Origin of the sequence: Streptomyces hawaiiensis, from assembly GCF_004803895.1 — a bacterium.
GTDB lineage: Bacteria > Actinomycetota > Actinomycetes > Streptomycetales > Streptomycetaceae > Streptomyces > Streptomyces hawaiiensis.
Window position 1 is genome coordinate 3,354,515 of sequence record NZ_CP021978.1, and the last position, 21,024, is coordinate 3,375,538.

Below are 21,024 nucleotides of genomic sequence, written 5' to 3' on the forward strand. Positions count from 1 at the left end.
GAGGGGCCCTACGAGAAGAGGCGCCGCCAGGTCTCCGGCCCCGGGTAGCCGTCCGCCGCGCCGCCCCGCCAGCCCTGGGTGCGCTGAAAGGCCTCGACGGCACGCCGGTCCGCCTCGCCCCAGCGCGGCCCCGGCCCGACCCGGTAGAACCTGCCGAACCCCTTCCGTACGAGTTGCCTGCCCAGCTGGGTGACGTAGGTGTTGTTCGCGCCGGGGCGGAACACCGCCCGCCCCGGGTAGCCGGGGACGCCGTGGGAGGCGGGCGGCGGGCCGACCGCCCCGTCCTTCACGTCCTTGCCCTCGCCGGTGACCAGCAGCTCCCAGGTGCGCGGGCCGGGCAGCCCGTCGGCGTCCGCGCCCGTCCAGCCCTGCGCCCGCTGGAACGCCCGGGTCGCGCGGCGGTCGGCGTCGGTCCAGCGCGGCCCCGGGCCCGAGGCGTACGAGGCGCCGGCCCCGCGCGCGACGAGCATGCGGCCGAGCAGTGTGACGTACTTGTTGTTCGCGCCGGGGCCGAAATACGCCGCTCCCGGGTACGGCGTGGCGGCCGGGGCGCCCGGCTTGCCGCTGTCCGGTCCGAGGGCCGGCTCCTCGGGGGTGACGCCCTTGTAGCGGTAGGGGACGTACCGGCCGGAGTCACTCCAGTAGGCGTACGGGGTGGACTGCCGGCGAGTGTGCGGGCGGGTCTGCTCGTAGGCGGTGTAGTGGGTGTGGGCGTCGTCCGTCCAGCCGCCGAAAATGGTGACGTGCGAGCCTTTCTCGGGGTCGGACGCGTTGTGGAACAGCAGAATGTCACCCGGCTGGAGTTCCTCCTTTGAAATCTTCTCCGCGTACTGGGCGAGGCTGCCCGTCCATTCGTTTCCGGGCAGCTGCCAGGCCATCGAGACATAACCGGAGCAATCCTGCCGGTAACCGTCGGACCAGTAGGCACTCATGCTGTACGGCACCTTCGCGGCGACCCAGGTCTTCGCCCGGTTGATGATCTCCGAGCGGGTGATGGCGGTGGGCTTGGGGGCGACGGACGGCTTCGCCGGACGGCCGCCGGGGCCGTGCAGCGGGGCCGTGGCACCTTGGGGGGTGTCAGGCTCGTCACCTGCGGAGACGCCCGGACGGTGGGGTGCGTGCGGGGCGGCCGCGGCCGGTACCGCGTGGCCCGCTCCCAGTGCGGCGGAGGCTACGGCGGCCAGGGCGAGCGCCCGGTGAGATGCCGGGTGGGCGCTGGTCCGGCCGGCCCAGGGATGCGGCAGGGCGCGGCGCCAGTGGACGCAGCCGGGGCAGTCGCAGTCGCTCGCGGGGTCGATTTCCTCGAATACCGGAGACTCCATGCGATTCCCCTCACACTTCCGGCGGAAAATGCCGCGCCCGTGCACCGGAGGACGCGCGTCGTCAGTTTCGCAACTGTCTTCCGTACGCGCATGCTGACGGTCCGAATGATGTACCCGGGCGCCTTGTGGGGGGACCGTCCGGGCCCGGGCAGGTGGTCAGGAGCACCTCGCGACGTCCTGTAGAGTTACGCCGTCAGCGCGCGCCGCTAGCTCAGTTGGTTAGAGCAGCTGACTCTTAATCAGCGGGTCCGGGGTTCGAGTCCCTGGCGGCGCACCGACCGGAAGGCCTCTCGCGGAAGCGAGGGGCCTTCTTGCATGCCCGGGCCGGGCACGGGAGGGCCCAGGACGGCCCCCTCTGTCTGTCTGGCTCCCTGGCCGGAACCCGGCCCCCCGCACGATTGGCCGGATACCCTCTCGCCATGGCAGCGCGAGACCTACAAGAGCGGATCAAGAAGCTCATCATCGACCGCCGGCTGGCCTCCGGGGCCCCGCTGCCGACCGAGCCCGAGCTGATGGAGTACCTCGGCGCGAGCCGGAACTCGGTGCGGGAGGCACTGAAGGCCCTCCAGGCGATGGGCATCGTGGAGATCCGGCACGGCTTCGGCACCTACGTCGGCCCGATGTCCCTGGCCTCGATGATCGAGGGCCTCGCCTTCCGCACGGTCGCCGGGCACTACCGGGGCGAGGACTCCCTGCTCCAGCTGCTGGAGCTGAGGGAGGCGGTGGAGACGGGCCTCGTATCCCGGCTCGCCGGCCGGATGCCGGAAGCGGACCTGGTTGAACGAGAGCACTTCGGCAACATCCGCGCTCGCCTGTCCACAACGGCTCCACAGGGTCCCCACACCCGTCACAATGAACGCGTTTGACCGGTAACCACCGTGTTTCGCATCTTGCGATCATGATGAGCGCCGTAGAACCCTGGTTTTCTGGTTTTACAAGATGCTGCGGGTTCGCGGCAGTTGGGGGGCTTTGGAGCCGGTTGCGGGCTGAGCGGGGGTAGGGGCCCCGTTCATGAACCGATGCCGAGGGGGGCATCATGCAACCGGAAGGTCGCGTTGCCGTGTCTATAGGGTGTGGATGACGTGGTGACCGCGATCCACCACTGGTACGTCTGTGAAGGTCGAGGGGGACCTGCAACAGACGGTAGGAAGCTACGAAACACGCGGTTGTCCGCGTGTGGGGGGATGACTCATGACGTCGAGGCCCACGGGTGCCCGGCAGGACCACGACCCGTCCCAGACCACCCAGCTCAGGGTGCCGTCGCACCGGATGAGCACCACGGGGACGTTCCGGCGAATCAAGAAGAGCCTGCCGAGGTACGACTACGAGCACTACAGCCGGCTCGCGGGTCCCCTCACCCAGCCGGATCCGGGCAAGCCGTACAAGGTGCAGTACCGCTCGCTCATCTCGCAGGAACCGCACCGCATCCGCGTCGCCCTGATGCTGGCCGCGGCCCCGGTGCTGTCCCTGGTTCTGCTGTTCTGGCTGCTCCAGCCCGAGCACTGGACCGAGCGCGACTATCCGGCCTTCGACTGGCTGCCCGCGCTCGACATGGTGATGCTCGTCTCGATCGGCCTGATCGAGTTCTTCCGCTGCATGAACGTGCTGTCGAACGCGCACGCCACGCTGGTGGCCCGCGACCCGATCCCGGTGGTGCCCGAGACCGGCACCAGAGTGGCCTTCCTCACCTCCTTCGTGCCCGGCAAGGAGCCGCTGGAGATGGTGACGAAGACCCTGGAGGCGGCCGTCAGGATCCGCCACCGGGGCCTGATGCACGTGTGGCTGCTCGACGAGGGCGACGACCCCGCTGTGAAGGCGGTCTGCGAGCGCCTCGGTGTGCACCACTTCTCCCGCAAGGGCATCGCCAAGTGGAACCAGGCCAAGGGCCCGCACCGCGCCAAGACCAAGCACGGCAACTACAACGCCTGGCTGGAAGCGCACGGCGACAACTACGACTTCTTCGCCTCGGTCGACACCGACCACGTGCCGCTGCCCAACTACCTGGAGCGGATGCTCGGCTTCTTCCGCGACCCGGACGTCGGCTTCGTCATCGGCCCGCAGGTCTACGGCAACTACGACAACGCCATCACCAAGGCCGCCGAGTCGCAGCAGTTCCTCTTCCACGCGCTGATCCAGCGCGCGGGCAACCGCTACGGCTCCCCGATGTTCGTCGGCACGTCCAACGCCGTGCGCATCAAGGCGCTGAAGCAGATCGGCGGTCTGTACGACTCGATCACCGAGGACATGGCGACCGGCTTCGAGATGCACCGCCACAAGAACCCGGCGACGGGGAAGAAGTGGCGCTCTGTGTACACGCCGGACGTGCTCGCCGTCGGTGAGGGCCCGAGCGCCTGGACGGACTTCTTCACCCAGCAGATGCGCTGGTCGCGGGGGACGTACGAGACGATCCTCAAGCAGTACTGGAAGGGCTGGTACTCGCTGCCGCCGAGCAAGCTCTTCAACTACACGATGATGATCATCTTCTACCCGATGTCGGCCCTCAACTGGATCCTGGCGGCGCTGAGCTGCTGCCTGTTCCTGGGCCTGGGCGCCTCGGGTGTGAACATCGACCCGGCGGTCTGGCTGATGCTCTACGGCAACGCCTCCGCCCTGCAGATCGGCCTGTACGTCTGGAACCGGCGGCACAACGTCTCGCCGCACGAGCCGGAGGGCTCCGGCGGTGTGGCCGGCATGGTGATGTCCGCGCTGTCGGCGCCGCTGTACGCGAAGGCGCTGATCGACTCCGTGCTGCGGCGCAAGAGCAAGTTCGTGGTCACGCCCAAGGGCGACTCGGCGAGCCCGGACCGCTGGTTCGGCACGTTCCGCTACCACTGGTACTTCGTCCTGATCTTCGCCGCCTCGATCGCCGCCGGCTTCGTCTTCGGGCACTCCCACCCCGCGATGATCATCTGGGCGACGTTCGCGCTGCTGATCACAGCCTCGCCGGTGTTCGCCTGGCGCTGGCAGCTGCGGCAGGACGCGAAGAAGCCCCCCGCCCATGCCGCGGGAGAGCCGCAGGACCCTGCGAGGCCGCAGTCGACGCAGCCGCTGCCCATCCCGCAGCAGCCGTCGGGGCACGCCCCGCAGCAGAAGCCCACGTGGGCCGCCACCCCGGGCGCATCCGGGGAGGTCGGGGGAACCGACCAGACCATGCAGATCGCCCTTGGTGGACTTGGGGGACGTAAGGAATGAACGACCGTGCAGGCCGCCGCCGGGCCCGTCGACTCGCGATCGGCACGGCGGTGGTACTCGCGCTGGCCGGGATGAACGGGCCGTGGCTCTACCGCTTCAGCACCGAGAAATACCACCAGTACACAATCAACAAGCCGGAGTACAAGGCCGCGAACGGCAAGTGGGAGATCATCGATTTCCCCGAGGAGTACCGGCAGAACACCATCCACGCGGCGCTGCTGCGCACCGGCAAGGTGCTGCTCGTCGCGGGGTCGGGCAACAACCAGGACAACTTCGACGCGAAGAAGTTCGACACCCGGATCTGGGACCCGGTCAAGGGCACCATCAAGAAGGTCCCGACACCGGCCGACCTGTTCTGCACCGGCCACACCCAGCTCGCCAACGGCAACCTGCTGATCGCGGGCGGCACCAAGCGCTACGAGAAGCTCAAGGGTGACGTCACCAAGGCCGGCGGCCTGATGATCGTCCACAACGAGAACCCGGACGAGCCGATCACGCTGCCCGCCGGCACGAAGTTCACGGGCAAGGAGAACGGCAAGACCTTCGTCTCCAAGGACCCGGTGCTCGTGCCGCGCGCGAAGAAGGTCTTCGACAAGGCGACCGGCAGGTTCCTGCGCAACGACCCCGGCCTCGGCCGGATCTACGTCGAGGCGCAGAAGCGGGGCAAGAAGCACGAGACGGGCACGCAGGACAACTACCGCGTGCACGGCCTGAAGGGCGCCGACGCCAAGAACACCTACGGCATCGCGCAGAAGCTCGCCCTCGACAAGAAGGACTTCCAGGGCATCCGGGACGCCTTCGAGTTCGACCCCGTGGCCGAGAAGTACATCAAGGTCGACCCGATGAAGGAGGCCCGCTGGTACCCGACGCTCACCACCCTGAGCGACGGGAAGATCCTCAGCGTCTCCGGCCTGGACGACATCGGCCAGCTGGTCCCGGGCAAGAACGAGGTCTTCGACCCGAAGACCAAGAAGTGGACCTACACCGACAAGGTCCGGCAGTTCCCGACCTACCCGGCGCTGTTCCTCATGCAGAACGGCAAGATCTTCTACTCGGGCTCCAACGCGGGCTACGGGCCGGACGACGTGGGCCGTGAGCCGGGCGTGTGGGACGTGGACACCAACAAGTTCTCGAAGATCCCGGGCCTGAGCGACCCCACGCTGATGGAGACGTCCGGCACGGTGCTGCTGCCGCCGGCGCAGGACGAGAAGTACATGGTGGTCGGCGGCGGTGGCGTCGGCGAGTCCGAGGAGTCCAGCGAGAAGACCCGGATCGTCGACCTGAAGAAGGCGAACCCGCGCTTCGTGGACGGCCCGTCCCTGGACAAGGGAACGCGCTACCCGAACGCCTCGGTCCTGCCCGACGACAGCGTGCTGATCTCCGGCGGCTCGGAGGACTACCGCGGCCGCGGCGACTCCAACATCTTCGAGGCGCGGCTCTACGACACGGAGAAGAACGAGCTCAAGCGCGTCGCCGACCCGCTCGTGGGCCGCAACTACCACTCCGGGTCGATCCTGCTGCCCGACGGCCGCGTGATGTTCTTCGGCTCCGACTCGCTGTACGCCGACAAGGCCAACACCAAGCCGGGCGAGTTCGAGCAGCGCATCGAGATCTACACGCCGCCCTACCTGTACGGCGACGGGGACCGGCCCTCCCTCTCGGGTGGCCCGCAGACCATCGAGCGCGGCGGCACGGGGACGTTCACCTCGTCGGACGCGGCGAAGGTCAAGAAGGTCCGGCTGATCCGGCCGAGCGCCGCGACGCATGTCACGGACATCGACCAGCGGTCGATCGCCCTGGACTTCAAGGCGTCCGGCGACAAGCTGACCGTGACGATGCCGGAGAACCGGAACCTGGTTCAGGCGGGCTGGTACATGGTGTTCGTGACGGACGCCGACGGGACCCCGAGCAAGGCGCAGTGGGTCAAGGTGCCCTGAGGGGCAACCGAAAAAGGGGCGCTCTCCCTCGCTCGGGAGGGCGCCCCTTTTCGTCTTGGCCGGTACGTCAGCCGGTGGCCTTCGCCAGCTTCAGCGCGTAGTCCGCCCACCACTGGCCGGCCTTGGGCCCGCCCTTGCACTCGCCGTCGGACTCGCCCGGCCGCTTCACCCACAGGTACGCGTCGACCAGCGGGTCCGCCGTCTTCGTCGTCGGGGTCTCGCCCAGGGAGCGGCCCGGCGGGTTGCACCAGCGCTCGTCGGGGTTGCCGGCGGTGTAGGGGCCCTTGCCGTTGCGGCTGGTGTCGATGACGAAGTGCTTGCCTCCGACCTTGGCGGAGAGTTTCTTGCCGTAGGCGATGGAGTCCTCGGTGGAGTAGAAGTTGGAGACGTTGACCGAGAAGCCGTCGGCCTCGGCGATGCCCGCGCGGTTCAGCGGCTCGAAGATCTGGTCGGGGTTCTGCCAGCCGGCGTTGCCCGCGTCGAGGTAGACCTTCGTGTTCTCCAGGGACTTCAGCTTGGTGACGGCGCCCTTGAGGAGGTCGTAGCGCTCCTCGTGGAACTGCTCGGGCGTGCAGCCGTCGACGAGGTGGAGCAGCGCGTCCGGTTCCAGGATGACCGTGGCGGGCCGGTCACCGATGCCCGCGGCCACGCCGTCGACCCAGTCACGGTAGGCGTTGCCGTCGGCGGCGCCGCCCTGCGAGTACTGGCCGCAGTCGCGGTGCGGGATGTTGTAGAGGACCAGCAGGGCCGTGCGGCCGGCCTTGTCGGCGGCTTCGGTGAAACCCCTGGTCTGCGCCTGCGGGTCGTCCGGGCCGACCCATTCGGCGACCGGCTGCTCAGCGATCTTGCGGATCTGCTCGGCGTCCTGCTTCTTGCCGGACTTCTCCAGGTCAACGACCTGCCGGGCCGCGGTCCCGTCCGGATTGACCCAGAACGGGGCCTTTTCCTTGGGCTGTTGGGTGATCCCGGCGCCCGCGTCGTCGCGCTCGTCCGGTCCGTCTCCTCCGCCGGAGGAGGAGGAACACCCCGTGATCAGCAGTGCCGCCCCCAGCACCACTGCGGACATCCGCCTCCCGGCGAACGCCCCGGCCCCCCTGCTGCCGTACATCCAACTCCCCCTTGGGTGCACCGTTCCAAGTCTCAATCCTGACATACGTCCCGCTACACCCACGAGGCCGAACCCCACCTGCGCGGATGACGCAGCGCCACCGTATCGGGACTTGGCGTGTCCGGCCTCTCGGGCCGTCGGCCGGTGTGGGGGCCCGCCCCGGGCGCACCGGCGCTTTCAGAGGCCGGTTCCCGTCAGGTACGCCGAGACGACCACGTTCGCCGTGTAGCTGCGGGTCGTGGGGTCGAAGCTGCCGCCGCAGGTGACCAGCCGCAGTTCGGCCCGCCCCGACTCGCGGGGCCCGTAGGCCTGGTGGGCGCCGAAGCGGTCGCGGGTGAGGACCTGCACGGACTCGACGGTGAACTCGGCGACCTTGCCGTCGGCCCGGATCACCCGGATCGTCTGGCCCGGCCGCATGGCACTGACCTTGTAGAAGACGGCGGGCCGGGTGTCGGTGTCGACGTGACCGACCATCAGCGCGGTGCCGGGCGCCCCGGGCGCGACCCCGCCGGCGTACCAGCCGACCACGCCCGGCTGGTCGTACGGCGGTGGATCGAGCGCCCCGCGTGCGTCGAGGCCGCGTGCCATCACGGGGGCCTGGACGCCGAGGCCGGGAATGTCGACGCGCTGCGGCAACGCGTCCCCCAGCGGGCGGTGCTCGGGCGGCAGCTTGATGTCCGGGGGCCGTCCGGCCGCAGCCATGTCACCCGTGGTGGGGGCGGCTATGCCGTGCCGCATCTCGGTGACCTCGCGGCCCCACAGCCACAGCCCGAGCAGCAGCACGACCCAGGCCATACCGGTCAGCAGGCGGCCGGTGCCCGAGAAGTGTCGGTGAACCTGATCGTGATCCCGCATGGTCAGTCCGTTCCGCGGCCGCGGCGAACCCCGCGCAGCGCGACGACCACCGCGGCCACGCCCGCGAGCACCAGCCCGGTCGCCCCCTGTGCCGTACCGGGACCGGTGCCGCGCTCCTCGGCGGCGACGAGAGCGGCGGCGCCGCCACCGCCCGCACGGACGGGGGCGATGGGTGAGGCCGGGGCACCGGGCCGGTGAGACAGGGGGGCCTCCTCGTCGGCGCCGGGAGCGGACGGCTGTCCGCCCTTTCCGGGCGCGGGCGGCTGCCCACCCGCACCCGCCCCGGGCACGGGAGCCGGCACGGCCCCGGAGCGCCGTGCCTCGTCGTCCTGGACGGTGAGCGTGCCGGTCCGTCGCGTGGCACCGCAGGTGACCTGCACGGCGTACGAACCCGCCGCCAGCGTGGAGCGGACGCGACTCTCGCCGGTGAGCTCACCTGCGCCGCTGACGGTCAGCCGTGCGTCCGCGACGAACGCCGCCGACGCGGCCACGGCCGTTCGCTGCGCGCAGCCGGTGACGCGGAGTGTGACGTCACTGCCGGGGGCGGGGGTCGCCGGGGTCGCCGAGACGCTCCCCGCGTCCGCCGCGTACGCCGCCGGGGCGAGGGCGACGGCCGCCAGGACGCTCGTACAGACAGTGACTCTCAGGGAACCCATCGTGAACCTCCAGACGCCTGGAGCCTCCCCCGCGCGACGGGCCGCCGCATCCGCAGGGACGCGGCGGCTGCTCCGTACGGGTGGCGACGGGTTTGGGTGCCCCGCGTGCCGCCGCCCGGGCTCAGACCCGGTCGACGAGATCCGCGATCGAGTCCACGACCTGCGACGGCCGGTACGGGAAGTCCTCGACCTGTTCGGGCCGGGTCAGTCCGGTGAGCACCAGGAACGTCTGCATCCCGGCCTCGATGCCGGCCAGCACGTCGGTGTCCATACGGTCGCCGATCATCGCGCTGGTCTCGGAGTGCGCCCCGATGGCGTTCAGCCCGGTCCGCATCATCAGCGGGTTCGGCTTGCCCGCGAAGTACGGCTTCTTCCTGGTCGCCTGGGTGATCAGCGCGGCCACCGCTCCGGTCGCGGGTAGCGGGCCCTCGGTGGAGGGACCCGTCTCGTCGGGGTTGGTGCAGATGAACCGGGCGCCGCCGAGGATGAGCCGCACCGCCTTCGTCATGGCCTCGAAGGAGTACGTGCGGGTCTCGCCGAGGACGACGTAGTCCGGCTCGTGGTCGGTCAGGATGTAGCCGATGTCGTGCAGCGCGGTGGTCAGCCCGGCCTCGCCGATGACGTACGCCGAGCCGCCCGGCCGCTGGTCGTCCAGGAACTGGGCGGTGGCCAGGGCCGAGGTCCAGATGGACTCGATCGGCACCTCCAGGCCCATGCGGCGCAGCCGGGCGTGCAGGTCGCGCGGGGTGTACATCGAGTTGTTGGTGAGAACCAGGAAGGGCTTCCCGGACTCGCGGAGCTTCTTGAGGAAGGCGTCGGCGCCGGGGATCGGTACGCCCTCGTGGATGAGCACACCGTCCATGTCGGTGAGCCACGACTCGATGGGCTTGCGGTCTGCCATGTGCGGGATCTCCTGCCGTACGCGGTCCAGCGTGCGACCCAGCCTAGACAGTGGCGGGATCTTGCGGAATGGTCCGCGTGCGGCGTCCCGACTGGCGGGACGGCCTGCTCAGCGGCGGCGCCGTACGACGAGCAGCGCCCCGCCTCCGGCGAGCAGCAGGACCGCGGCTGCCGCCGCGACCTGTGTGCCGGTGCCCGTCCGGGCCAGTTGCTCCGCGAAGGGGAACCGGTCCTCGCGGGGCGGGACGGAGGCCTCGGAGTCGGGGCGGGGTTCGGTACCCGTGTCGGGGTCCGCGTCGGTGCCGGTGTCGGTCCCCGCCTCGCCGCCGTCGATCCCGAACCGGTAGTCGTTCGACTGCCCGACCCAGTCGCCGTCGTCGTCGTGCCGCTGCACCACCGCGGCGTTGACCGTGACGTCGTTGGGCACGGCGTCCAAGGTGAGCATGAGCCGCACCTTCACGGTGACGGTCCTGCCGGGCCCGACGGTGAACCCGGCGAACCGGTCCTCCTCGTCGGTGAACGCCGCGACGAGTTCGTCCTCGCCGGTCTTCTCGAACCGCACGACGTGGGCCCGCGTCCCCTCGAAGAACTCCAGGCGCGGCTGGGACGGTTCCAGGGCCCGCTTGTCGTCGACGAGCACGACGACGGGGTGGATCCCGGTGCAGGTCCGGTCGGTCGTGTTGGTCAGGTCGACGTACCAGGTCCCGAACCCGCCCCCGGGCGTGTAGGAGTCCGGCCCGCCGTGGATGCGGGTGGTGAGCGGGAAGGTGTGGTCGTCGGGAGCGGCACAGGCGGGCGCCGGGGCGTCCGCGTGCGCCGGATGAGCACCGGGGAGCAGGACGGCGGCCGCAGCTGCCGCCGCCAGGCAGAGGTGAGCGGGCGTGCAGAGTCGCATGATGATGTGACATTCCGAGCGGCGAGGCTCCCGAGACCACCTCGACGCGAACCGGCCCCGAACGGCGGCGCGGATCCGCCCGGTCGGCGGACACGCCTGGCGACGGCCCAGGGCCTTCGCGCGGGTGTGGGCCCAGCCGGCGAGGACGGGACCCACCGCGGTGAGGACCGCGGACCGCGTAGGTCACCGACAGCGGGACGAAGCCGCCGGGCGGCCCGCCCAGCAGGCCTCGCTTGTCGTCGATGAGGAGCCGGACGAGCCCCTGGACGCACACCGGCCCAGCGGCACCCGACTCGCTCCACCGCCGACTTCTCAGCCGCCCCCACGCCCGAACACCGGCCCCAGCACCAGCTCAGCCGCCCCCGCCGCGACGGCCCCGTCTCCCCCGGGCGCGACGCGTACCGGTACGGCGGCCTGGCCCGTGCGCCGGGCCCGGGCCTCCAGTACCGCGCCGACCCCGGCCGTGAAGGCCTCCGGTGCCGCCGCCACCGTGCGGCCGCCCAGCAGCACGACGTCGATGTCGAGCAGTCCCACCAGGTTCGCCGCCCCGGCGCCCAGCACCCGCGCCGCCTCCTGCAGATCGCCACGCGCCACCGCACCGAGGCACAGGGCCTCGACACAGCCCCGGTTCCCGCAGGTGCAGGGCGGGCCGTCGAGCTGGATCACCTGGTGGCCGAACTCGCCGGCCCCGGTCCTGGCCCCCCGGTGCACGCTGCCGCCGACGACCAGTCCGGCCCCGAGCCCCGTGCCGAGGTGCAGGTACGCGAAGGAGCCTCCCTCGCCCCCGGCGGCGAGGCCCAGCGCCGCCGCGTTGGTGTCCTTGTCGACCACGACCGGCACCCCGAGCCGCCCTGCCAGCGCCTCCCGCAGCGGAAATCCGTCCCACTCGGGGAACCCGGTCACCCGGTGCAACACGCCTCGGGCATGGTCGAGCGGCCCGGGCAACGCGACGCCCACCCCCAGCAGGGCCGCACCGAGCCCGGCCGCCCCCTGCTGAGCTTCGTCGAGCCCGGCCAGTCCCTGCCGGGAGCCCCCACCGGGCCCGGCCGACCCGTGCCGAGAAGCCCCGCCGAACCCGGCCGCCCCCTCCCGGGAAGCCCCGCCGAACCCGGCCGACCCCTCCCGGGAAGCCCCGCCGAACCCGGCCGACCCCTCCCGGGAAGCCCCGTCCAACCCGGCCGACCCATGCGGGGAAACCCCGCCAGCCCCGGCCAGCCCCTGCCGGGAAGCTGCATCAAGCCCCGCCGGCCCGTGCCGAGAAGCCCCGCCGAACCCGGCCGCCCCCTCCCGGGAAGCCCCATCGAACCCGGCAGACCCGTGCGGGGAAACCCCGCCAGCCCCGGCCGACCCCTGCCGGGAAGCCCCGCCCAGCCCGGTCACCCCCTCCCGGGAAGCCCCGCCGAACCCGGCCGACCCCTCCCGAGAAGCCCCGTCCAACCCGGCCGACCCATGCGGGGAAACCCCGCCAGCCCCGGCCAGCCCCTGCCGGGAAGCTGCATCAAGCCCCGCCGGCCCCTGCCGGGAAGCCCCGCCCAGCCCGGCCGCCCCCTCCCGGGAAGCACCGTCAGCCCCGGTCACCCCCTCCCGGGGAACCCCACCAAGCCCGGCCGCCAGCACCCCCGTCACCGCCTCCCGCACCGCCCCCAGCACGGCCTCCGCCCCCGCCCCCAGATCCAGCGCGGCCCGCCGCTCCCCCACCACGGCCCCCCGCAGATCCACGAGCACGGCCCGCACCTCGTCCCGGTCCAGATGGACCCCGACCGCGTGCCCGGCCTCCGGCACCAGCCGCAGTACCGTGCGCGGCTTGCCCCCGGTCGACGCCCGGCGCCCCGCCTCCGCCGCGAGGCCGTCCTCCCGCAGCCGGGCCGTGATCTTGCTGACGGCCTGCGGCGTGAGCCCGGTGCGCTCGGCGAGTTCGAGCCGGCTGATGCCCTCGCCCCCGGCCGTGCGCAGCAGGCCGAGCACGAGCGCGGCGTTGTGGCTGCGCAGGGCGAGCAGATTCACGCCGCCGCCCCCTGCCCCGGCCGCCCCCGCCCCTCCCGTCCCGCGCATGCCGCCCACTCCGCCCATACGGTCGTCCGCCCTGTTCACCCACCCATTGTCCCCGGCGCTTGCACTTTGGCAACAGCGTTGCGAAAGTGGACGGCATGACTGGCACACCCCTCGGCACAGCCCCCGGCGCAGCCCCGGGCTCGCCCCTCCGCGTCGGCCTCGTCGGCTACGGCCTCGCCGGCTCCGTCTTCCACGCCCCGCTGATCGCCGCCACGCAGGGCCTCGCCCTCGACACGGTGGTCACCTCGAACCCGGAACGGCAGCAGCAGGCCCGTGCCGAGTTCCCGGACGTCCGTCTCGCCGCCACACCGGACGAGCTGTTCGACCGGGCCGCCGAGCTGGACCTGATCGTCGTGGCGTCCCCGAACAAGACGCACGTGCCGCTCGCGACGACCGCGCTGAAGGCCGGCCTGCCGGTCGTCGTCGACAAGCCCGTCGCGGGCACGGCGGCCGAGGCCCGCGAGCTGGCAGCCCTGGCCGAGGAGCGCGAGCTGCTCCTCTCCGTCTTCCAGAACCGCCGCTGGGACAACGACTTCCTCACCCTGCGCAAGCTGCTGAACGAGGGCGAGTTGGGCGACGTCTGGCGGTTCGAGTCGCGCTTCGAGCGCTGGCGTCCGAAGCCGAAGGGCGGCTGGCGCGAGTCCGGCGACCCCGCAGAGATCGGAGGTCTGCTCTACGACCTCGGCAGCCATGTCGTGGACCAAGCCCTGGTCCTCTTCGGCCCGGCGGCCGCCGTCTACGCGGAGACGGACATCCGCCGCCCCGGCGCCGAGACCGACGACGACACGTTCATCGCGATCACGCACACCGGCGGCGTCCGCTCCCACCTCCACGTCTCCGCGACGACCGCCCAACTCGGCCCCCGCTTCCGCGTCCTGGGCTCCGCCGCCGGCTACGTCAAGTACGGCCTCGACCCCCAGGAGGCGGCGCTCCGGGACGGCCTGCGCCCCGGCCCCGGCTGGGGTGCGGAACCCGAGTCGCTGTGGGGCCGCGTGGGCTCCGGCGAGTCCCCGGTGACCGGCGGCGGCCGCCCCGAACCGACCCTCCCGGGCGACTACCCCGCTTACTATGCCGCCGTGGCGAAGGCCCTGCTCGAGGGTGCCCCGAACCCGGTGACCGCACGGGAGGCCGCCGCCGCCCTGGACGTACTGGAGGCCGCCCGTCGTTCGGCCCGCGAGAAGGTGACGGTGACGCTGTGACCCACAAGAGCAACCCCTCCCACAGCCAGGGGCTCACCCCGAAGTTCCACCCGGAGCTCACCCCGAGCCTGGAGGAGCTGGAGAAGCAGGAACGCCTGCTGGTGTTCCGCCAGTTCACATGCGACGACGCCTGGGCGCTCGGCTCGCTCCTCGTCGAGCTGGCCCGGGAGCGGCAGGCCCCGGTCGCCATCGACATCCACCGCGCCGGCCAGCAGCTCTTCCACGCGGCGCTGCCCGGCTCCACGCCGGACAACGACGCCTGGATCGCCCGCAAGCGCCGGGTGGTCGAGCGCTACGGCTCCGCCTCCTACCTGGTCGGCGCCCGCTTCCGCGCCAAGGGCAGCACGTTCGAGGAGTCCTCACGCCTCGACCCCGACACCTACGCGGCCCACGGCGGCTCCTTCCCGATCACCGTCGAAGGCGTGGGCGTGATCGGCGCGGTGACGGTCTCCGGACTGCCGCAACTCCAGGACCACCGGCTCGTGGTGGAGGCGCTGGAGCGGTTCCTGGACCAGTAGGCCCACGCCCGGAATGACCGGGGACCCTCTCCGGTTGGCACCTGCGTACGCGTGATCAAGCACGGCGCCCCAACCGGAGGGACCCCCACCGATGACCACCCCCCTGAAGGAGACCGTAGGCCGGTACGGCATCTGGAGCGTAGGCCTGCGCTCGGAGGACCCGGACCGGCGCGGCGAACTCGCCGAGGCCGCCGCCGAACTGGAGGAACTCGGCTACGGCGCCGTCTGGCTGGGCGGCAACAGCTCCGCCGCCAACGCCGCCCCGCTGATCGAGGCGACCTCGAAGCTCACGGTCGGTACCAGCATCCAGAGCATCTGGCAGCACGAGCCGGACGCCGCCGGCACGGCCTTCGCGGGGCTGGAGTCGGCCCACCCCGGGCGTTTCCTGCTGGGCCTCGGGGTGAGCCACGCCAAGCGGGTGGAGCAGTACGCCCGCCCCTACTCGGCCCTGGTCGGCCACCTCGACGGCCTGGACACCGCCGGAGTGCCGGCGGAGCGCCGCCTGCTGGCCGCCCTGGGCCCGAAGTCGCTCCGGCTGGCCCGCGACCGGGCGGCGGGCTCGATCCCGTACCTGGTCACCCCGGAGCACACGGCGCACGCCCGCGAGATCCTGGGCGAGGCCCCGCTGCTGGCCCCGGAGCTGGGTGTCGTCCCGGAGACGGACCCGGCACGCGCCCGCGCCCTGGCCCGCGAGTTCCTGGAGATCTACCTCCCCCTGCCGAACTACACCAACAACTTCCTGCGGCACGGCTTCACCGAGGACGACCTGAAGGACGGCGGCAGCGACCGCCTGGTCGACGCCCTGTTCGCCTGGGGCGACGACACAGCGATCCGCACCAAGATCGACGCCTTCTTCGAGGCGGGCGCGGACCACGTCGCCCTCCAGGTCCTGAACGACGACCCGCGAGACGCCCTCCCGAGGAAGGCCTGGCGCGACCTGGCCTCCGTACTGGCCTGAGGGAGGCGCCCCGAGGGGCGCGGGGAACTGCGCGACCGGCCACGGACGGCCCGCGGCCGAAAGGTCACCGCAGTTCCCCGGCTCACCCAGCGGAGCGCCTACGCATCCTTGAACTCCTGCCGCTGCCGCCCGAGCCCCTCGATCTCCAGCTCCACGACATCCCCGGCCCGCAGGAACGGCTTGGGCTCGGGCGCCCCCAGCGCCACCCCCGCCGGCGTCCCGGTGTTGATCACATCGCCGGGGTACAGCGTCATGAAATGACTCAGATACCGCACGACCTCCCCCACCGAGAAGATCTGCTCGGCCGTCGTCCCGTCCTGTTTCAGCTCGCCGTTGACCCAGAGCTTCAGCGAGAGCCGCTGCGGATCGCGCACCTCGTCGGCCGTCACGAGCCACGGCCCCAGCGGATTGAACGTCTCGCAGTTCTTTCCCTTGTCCCAGGTCCCGCCCCGCTCGATCTGGAACTCCCGCTCGGACACGTCGTGCGCCACGGCGTACCCGGCGACATGCGCGAGCCCCTCCTCCACGGAGCCGAGATACCTGGCCGTACGCCCGATGACGACGGCCAGCTCGACCTCCCAGTCGGTCTTGAGGGACCGCCGCGGCACGAGGACCGTGTCGTGGGGCCCTACCACCGTGTCCGGCGCCTTCATGAAGACGACCGGCTCGGCGGGCGGCTCGGCGCCGGTCTCGCGCGCGTGGTCGTGGTAGTTCAGCCCGATGCAGACGATCTTGCCGATACGCCCCAGCGGCGGCCCGATCCGCAGCCCGGTTGGGTCCAGTACGGGCAGCTCACCGGCGTCCGCGGCGGCCCGGACCCGGCCGAGGGCCTCCTCGTCGGCGAGCAGCGCGCCGTCGATGTCCGCGACGACGCCCGACAGGTCCCGCAGGGTCCCGTCGGCGTCGAGCAGCGCGGGCCGCTCCGTCCCCGCCGTACCGACTCGTAGCAGCTTCATGATCCGTCTCCCTCGATCGCGGGCGCCCGGCCGATGCGCGCGACCCGGATGCGGCGGGGCAGCCATCGGAGGACTGGTCGATCCTCCAAGCTGGGGGTGCACTCCGCAATACCCCGTTCACGTACTGGACCCCGGCCGCCGGGTCACCGGTACAGCACGGCCCGCTCGACGGCACTCCACGTCGTACTGGTCACGACGTACAGCGCGGCGGCCAGCGGTACGACGGCCACGGTGACGAGCGTGAAGAACGACATGAACGGCATCACCTTCGTCACCGCCCCCAGCCCGGGCATCTGCTCCCCGCCACCGACCTGGGCGGCCGGGTTCGCGGCCATCATGCGCTTGCTGAGCCGGTAGCTGAACGCCGCGACGCAGGCCACCACCACGAACAGCCCGGCGTACACGAGCCCCGCCCCGCCGAGGACACCGCCCTGGAGCGCGTCCGTCCACCGCTGCCCGAGCGGCGCCGCGAACAACCGGTGGCCGAGCAGCCCGTTGGCCTCGCCGCCGATCGTGTCGCTGGAGAACAGGTGGTAGAGCAGGAAGAACGCGGGGATCTGGAGCATCCCGGGCAGGCAGCCGGCCAGCGGCGACACCTTCTCCTCGGCGTGCAGCTCCAGCACGGCCTTCTGGAGCTTCTCGGGGTTCTTGCCGTGCTTCCTCCGCAGCTCTGCGATCTTCGGCTGGAGCGCGGTCCGGGCCTTCTGGCCGCGCGCGGCGGCCCGGGACAGGGGGTGGACGAGGAGTCGTACGAGCGCAGTGAACAGGACGATCGCCGCGGCTGCGGCGGAGGCGCCGAACAGCGGCTGGAGCAGGTCGGCAAGGTGCTCGACCAGGTGGGCGAAGACGGACATGGGTGAGCCCTCCGGGGGTCTCGTCGTGCCGGAACAGGTCATGGCGGCATGACGACCCGCGCGGGGTCACTTCAGGTGTGGAGGTGCCCCTACGCGATGGTCGCCCGGAGGGCGTGACCGGGTGCCCGGGGACGGGTCCGACCCCTGGCGTCGGGGTCGCTCTGCGGCAGGAAGGCCGTACGCCGGTCCCGGTCGCGGATGGCCGTACGCACCCGCGTACGCGGCACGGTGGGCGCGCAGCGCGAGGCGACGAGGGCGCAGAGCGCGAGGGCGGCCGAGGCCGCGGTGGTCGCGGCGAGGGCGACGGTGGCGGAGAGGCTGCCGGTGTCGAGCAGCGCCACCTCGACGAGCAGGAAGAGCAGCGCGAGGGCGGGACGCAGCGTGGCCCAGCTCCGGTTCATCGGCCGCCCCTCCCTCGTACGTGTGTATGCCCTGTTGTTCGTTATACAGGATCACCCTCACGAGCGGGTGGGCGACTTCGTACACGGGTTTGAGAAAGGTTCGTCGGAACTCTCGACAACCCACCCGCCACACCTGATGCTTCTCGTCACCCGACAACGGGACACCCCTGCGACGCCGGGCCGGGGACCGGCGTACGCCCTCATCTCCCTTACGGAGGAGCCGTGATCCGACGCAGAAGTCTGCTGGCCGCAGCAGGCGGAACGTTCCTCGGCAGCGCCCTGGCGACGGGCACCGCGCGCGCGGACGCCACGATCGCCGTCAACCCGTCGACGACGTACGGCACCTGGGAGGGCTGGGGCACCTCCCTCGCCTGGTGGGCCAACGTCTTCGGCGCCCGGGACGACTTCGCCGACCTGTTCTTCACCACCAAGTCCGTGACGTACAACGGACGTTCCCTGCCCGGCCTGGGCCTCAACATCGCCCGCTACAACCTGGGCGCGTGCAGCTGGAACAGCGTCGGCGGCGAGACGATGGTGAAGTCGCCCAACATCCCCGCCTTCAAGCAGATCGAGGGCTTCTGGCAGGACTGGAACAACGAGGACCCCACCTCCTCGGCGTGGAAGTGGACGGCGGACGCAAACCAGCGCGCGATGCTGGTCAAGGCGACGCAGCGGGGTGCGATCACCGAACTGTTCGCCAACTCCCCGATGTGGTGGATGTGCGCCAACCACAACCCCTCGGGGGCGTCGGGCGGCGGCAACAACCTCCAGACCTGGAACTACCGCCAGCACGCGAGCCACTTGGCGGCGACGGCCCTGTACGCGAAGAACAACTGGGGCGTGAACTTCGCGACGGTCGACCCCTTCAACGAGCCGGCCTCCACCTGGTGGACCGCGACCGGCACCCAGGAGGGCTGCCACATGGACCCGGCCGTCCAGGCGGCCGTCCTCCCCTACATGCGCAGCGAGTTGGACAAGCGCGGACTCGCGAACCTCCGCATAGCGGCCTCGGACGAGACGAACTACGACACGGCCCGCTCCACCTGGTCGTCCTTCAACTCGACGGCCAAGGGCCTGGTCTCCCAGGTCAACGTGCACGGCTACCAGGGCTCGGGCGGCCGCCGCGACCTCCTCTACACGGACGTCGTGACCACCTCCCGCAAGAAGCTGTGGAACTCCGAGACGGGCGACAGCGACGGCACCGGCCTGACCATGGCCTCGAACCTCTGCCTCGACTTCCGCTGGCTGCACCCCACCGCCTGGTGCTACTGGCAGGTCATGGACCCGTCGTCGGGCTGGGCGATGATCGCGTACGACGCGAACACCCTGCAGCCGACCACCGTCCAGACCAAGCACTACGTGATGGCCCAGTTCAGCCGCCACATCCGCCCCGGCATGACGATCCTGGACACGGGCGTGGGCTACGCGGTGGCGGCGTACGACGCGACGGCCCGCCGCCTGGTGATCGTGGCGGTCAACACGGCGACAACGGCCCAGACCCTCACCTTCGACCTCTCCCGCTTCTCGACGGTGACGGGCGGCTCCGGGGGCCTGGTCCCCCGCTGGAACACGGTCACCACAGGCGGCGGCGACCTCTACACACCCCGCTCGGACATCCGCCTGAACGGCAAATCGGTAAGCGTCCCATTCGCCGCGAAGTCGGTCCAAACCCTCCAAATCGACGGCGTGACGCTGTAGGTCGACGGCGGCGGTTCGGGGCGAACCGTGAAGCCTGGGTGGCGAGCATGGGAATTCGGGAGGCCGGGTGGTCTGGCCTGCGCATCTCTCACGCTCGTCACCTCCCGGCAGTACGGTGTCCCCCATGCGCCCCGACACGCCTGCCGAAAACGTCGACCACACCGCCGAGGCGGCACGCCTGGAGCGGACCGCCGGCCTGTATCCCGAGGACGCCGAGGCCCTGCTGCTGCGGGCAGCGGCTCACCTGGAACTCTCCGGCGACCGCCCCACCGCGACCACGCTCTACGACCGCCTGCTGTCCTCCCCCGACGGCCTGGAGAACCCGCACCTGGTACGGGCGCTCAAGGCCTCCAACCTCTGGGAGTACGGCCACGAGGCCGAGGCCCGCGCGATCATCGAGGGCGTCCGGGTGGCGTCCCCCAAGGACCCGGCCCCCTGGGTGATCGTCGCGGAGTCCCTGGAATCCCACGACGAACTGGAAGCGGCCCACGACACGTTCACAGAGGCCGTGCACCGCCTCCTGACGGACGTCCCGGAGCCCCCCTACGCTACCCACCCCCTCCTCTTCGGCCGCCACCGCGTACGGCGCATGCTGGGCAAGTCCCACGACGAGTGGGACGCCCTGGCGGACACCGTCCACTCCCTCCCGATCACCCTGGACGAACTCCACGACCCCAAGCGCGTCTGGTCCCTGGGCTCGGAGAACCCCGCGGAACTGGAGGCGGAGATCCTCCGCCTCCGAGCAGAACTGGGCGCCTACCGGGCGGCCCTCTCCCGCCCGTTCCCGGTAGCGGTCCTGCACTGGCCGGCGGGCGAACTCACGGAACTCCTGGAGGCGTACCCGGCCCTCACGTCGGAGTATCCCTCCCACTCCGACCACCTCTCCTCGATAGAGCAGTCCCTCCGCGAACTCGCCACGTCCGGCACCCCGAACCTGGGCATCGTCACCGGAACGGTCCCGTCCTACGAGGCCTTCGCAGCCTCGGAACTCTCGTCCCCGGGCGACGCGACCCTCCTCCCCCAGTACGCCACGACCCTGGCGGCACGGGGGCGGGCGGTGGCTTGGCCGCCGCAGCAGGGCACTCCGTGCTGGTGCGGCTCGGGGGAGACTTATGGCGAGTGCCACGGCAGCACTGCGTGAGATCCGACGCGAGCGCGGTGGCGATCCGGCCGCCGGCCGCGCCGCGTGCCGCAACTGACGAGGGGCACCAAGACCACCGGCAGGCCGCCGCTGAGCCGACCCGGCGTGCGCGGAACCGCTGACGCGCCCGCCACCGCCGAGCACCTGAACAGCCACCTCTGGGCCGCGAACCTGTGACCTCCGCTTCCCCGGGCCGCCCGCTCGCTTCTCTCCCGTGCTGGAGCGGCCCGGGTCAAGGGTGGCCCGCAGGGCCATCGGCGCCAGCCGACGCGGAACGCAGCGCAGCGGAGTGAAGCGCCCTTGAGGCGGGGCGCGGAGGCACGACAATGGCCAGGAAGCGGGCGGCCACTACGGCAACAAGATGTCGCCAGCGTTCATACGC

At 71.4% G+C, this 21,024-nt stretch carries 17 protein-coding genes, 1 tRNA gene and 2 pseudogenes; 9 read left to right on the plus strand and 11 right to left on the minus strand.

Annotated features, from left to right (window positions below):
• Positions 1-8 precede the first annotated feature (8 nt).
• On the minus strand, positions 9-1,322 hold the full coding sequence (locus CEB94_RS15355) for a peptidoglycan-binding protein (protein WP_175432769.1): 1,314 nt from the start codon (positions 1,320-1,322) through the stop codon (positions 9-11).
• 200 nt (positions 1,323-1,522) lie between these two features.
• On the opposite strand from CEB94_RS15355, the gene CEB94_RS15360 reads away from it, so the two are divergent.
• The 4 genes and pseudogenes from CEB94_RS15360 (at position 1,523) to glxA (ending at position 6,451) form a co-directional block, all read left to right on the plus strand.
• A tRNA-Lys gene (locus CEB94_RS15360) sits at positions 1,523-1,596 on the plus strand.
• Positions 1,597-1,741: 145 nt separating this feature from the next.
• A pseudogene (locus tag CEB94_RS41700) lies at positions 1,742-2,104 on the plus strand (FadR/GntR family transcriptional regulator); the annotation flags it as partial.
• 409 nt (positions 2,105-2,513) lie between these two features.
• A complete protein-coding gene (locus tag CEB94_RS15370) occupies positions 2,514-4,514 on the plus strand; it encodes a glycosyltransferase family 2 protein (protein WP_175432771.1) in 2,001 nt (666 codons plus the stop codon).
• Entirely contained in the window at positions 4,511-6,451 is a 1,941-nt protein-coding gene (gene glxA, locus CEB94_RS15375; protein ID WP_175432772.1) for a radical copper oxidase GlxA, read from the plus strand. Before CEB94_RS15370 ends, glxA begins: the two co-directional genes overlap by 4 nt.
• 67 nt (positions 6,452-6,518) lie before the next feature.
• Here the strand turns inward: glxA and CEB94_RS15380 are convergent, their stop codons facing one another.
• The 7 genes and pseudogenes from CEB94_RS15380 to CEB94_RS41880 all read right to left on the minus strand — a co-directional run.
• Positions 6,519-7,559, minus strand: coding sequence for a glycoside hydrolase family 6 protein (locus tag CEB94_RS15380; protein ID WP_175432773.1), 1,041 nt, complete (start codon positions 7,557-7,559; stop codon positions 6,519-6,521).
• A 177-nt stretch (positions 7,560-7,736) separates the two neighbouring features.
• A complete protein-coding gene (locus CEB94_RS15385; RefSeq protein WP_175432774.1) occupies positions 7,737-8,414 on the minus strand; it encodes a class F sortase in 678 nt (225 codons plus the stop codon).
• A 2-nt stretch (positions 8,415-8,416) separates the two neighbouring features.
• On the minus strand, positions 8,417-9,070 hold the full coding sequence (locus CEB94_RS15390; protein ID WP_175432775.1) for a hypothetical protein: 654 nt from the start codon (positions 9,068-9,070) through the stop codon (positions 8,417-8,419).
• A gap of 121 nt (positions 9,071-9,191) precedes the next feature.
• Positions 9,192-9,971, minus strand: coding sequence for an HAD-IIA family hydrolase (locus CEB94_RS15395; RefSeq protein WP_175432776.1), 780 nt, complete (start codon positions 9,969-9,971; stop codon positions 9,192-9,194).
• Between the two features lie 108 nt (positions 9,972-10,079).
• Complete coding sequence (locus CEB94_RS15400) at positions 10,080-10,865, minus strand: LPXTG cell wall anchor domain-containing protein (RefSeq protein WP_175432777.1); 786 nt, start codon at positions 10,863-10,865, stop codon at positions 10,080-10,082.
• Positions 10,866-11,177: 312 nt separating this feature from the next.
• Positions 11,178-12,245: an ROK family protein gene (locus CEB94_RS40910; RefSeq protein WP_425472542.1), complete on the minus strand. Its 1,068-nt coding sequence runs from the start codon at positions 12,243-12,245 to the stop codon at positions 11,178-11,180.
• Positions 12,246-12,461: 216 nt separating this feature from the next.
• Positions 12,462-12,917 (minus strand): annotated as a pseudogene (locus tag CEB94_RS41880) (MarR family transcriptional regulator); the annotation flags it as partial.
• Between the two features lie 95 nt (positions 12,918-13,012).
• On the opposite strand from CEB94_RS41880, the gene CEB94_RS15410 reads away from it, so the two are divergent.
• The 3 genes from CEB94_RS15410 (at position 13,013) to CEB94_RS15420 (ending at position 15,592) form a co-directional block, all read left to right on the plus strand.
• Positions 13,013-14,116, plus strand: coding sequence for a Gfo/Idh/MocA family oxidoreductase (locus tag CEB94_RS15410; RefSeq protein ID WP_175432778.1), 1,104 nt, complete (start codon positions 13,013-13,015; stop codon positions 14,114-14,116).
• The gene (locus CEB94_RS15415; protein ID WP_175432779.1) at positions 14,113-14,634 is read left to right on the plus strand and encodes a heme-degrading domain-containing protein; all 522 of its coding nucleotides are present in this window, start codon (positions 14,113-14,115) and stop codon (positions 14,632-14,634) included. Before CEB94_RS15410 ends, CEB94_RS15415 begins: the two co-directional genes overlap by 4 nt.
• A gap of 91 nt (positions 14,635-14,725) precedes the next feature.
• Entirely contained in the window at positions 14,726-15,592 is an 867-nt protein-coding gene (locus CEB94_RS15420) for an LLM class F420-dependent oxidoreductase (protein ID WP_175432780.1), read from the plus strand.
• A gap of 98 nt (positions 15,593-15,690) precedes the next feature.
• On the opposite strand, the gene CEB94_RS15425 is transcribed toward CEB94_RS15420, so the two are convergent.
• The 3 genes from CEB94_RS15425 to CEB94_RS15435 form a co-directional block, all read right to left on the minus strand.
• Positions 15,691-16,548: a fumarylacetoacetate hydrolase family protein gene (locus tag CEB94_RS15425; RefSeq protein WP_175432781.1), complete on the minus strand. Its 858-nt coding sequence runs from the start codon at positions 16,546-16,548 to the stop codon at positions 15,691-15,693.
• Positions 16,549-16,691: 143 nt separating this feature from the next.
• Positions 16,692-17,402, minus strand: a complete 711-nt coding sequence (locus CEB94_RS15430; protein WP_175432782.1) for a YidC/Oxa1 family membrane protein insertase — start codon at positions 17,400-17,402, stop codon at positions 16,692-16,694.
• Between the two features lie 89 nt (positions 17,403-17,491).
• Complete coding sequence (locus CEB94_RS15435; protein WP_175432783.1) at positions 17,492-17,803, minus strand: DUF6412 domain-containing protein; 312 nt, start codon at positions 17,801-17,803, stop codon at positions 17,492-17,494.
• 222 nt (positions 17,804-18,025) lie between these two features.
• Between CEB94_RS15435 and CEB94_RS15440 the strand changes: the two genes are divergently transcribed.
• Together CEB94_RS15440 and CEB94_RS15445 are read left to right on the plus strand one after the other, a co-directional pair.
• Complete coding sequence (locus CEB94_RS15440) at positions 18,026-19,501, plus strand: glycoside hydrolase (RefSeq protein ID WP_175432784.1); 1,476 nt, start codon at positions 18,026-18,028, stop codon at positions 19,499-19,501.
• Between the two features lie 124 nt (positions 19,502-19,625).
• Positions 19,626-20,642, plus strand: a complete 1,017-nt coding sequence (locus CEB94_RS15445) for an SEC-C domain-containing protein (protein ID WP_175432785.1) — start codon at positions 19,626-19,628, stop codon at positions 20,640-20,642.
• Positions 20,643-21,024 lie beyond the last annotated feature (382 nt).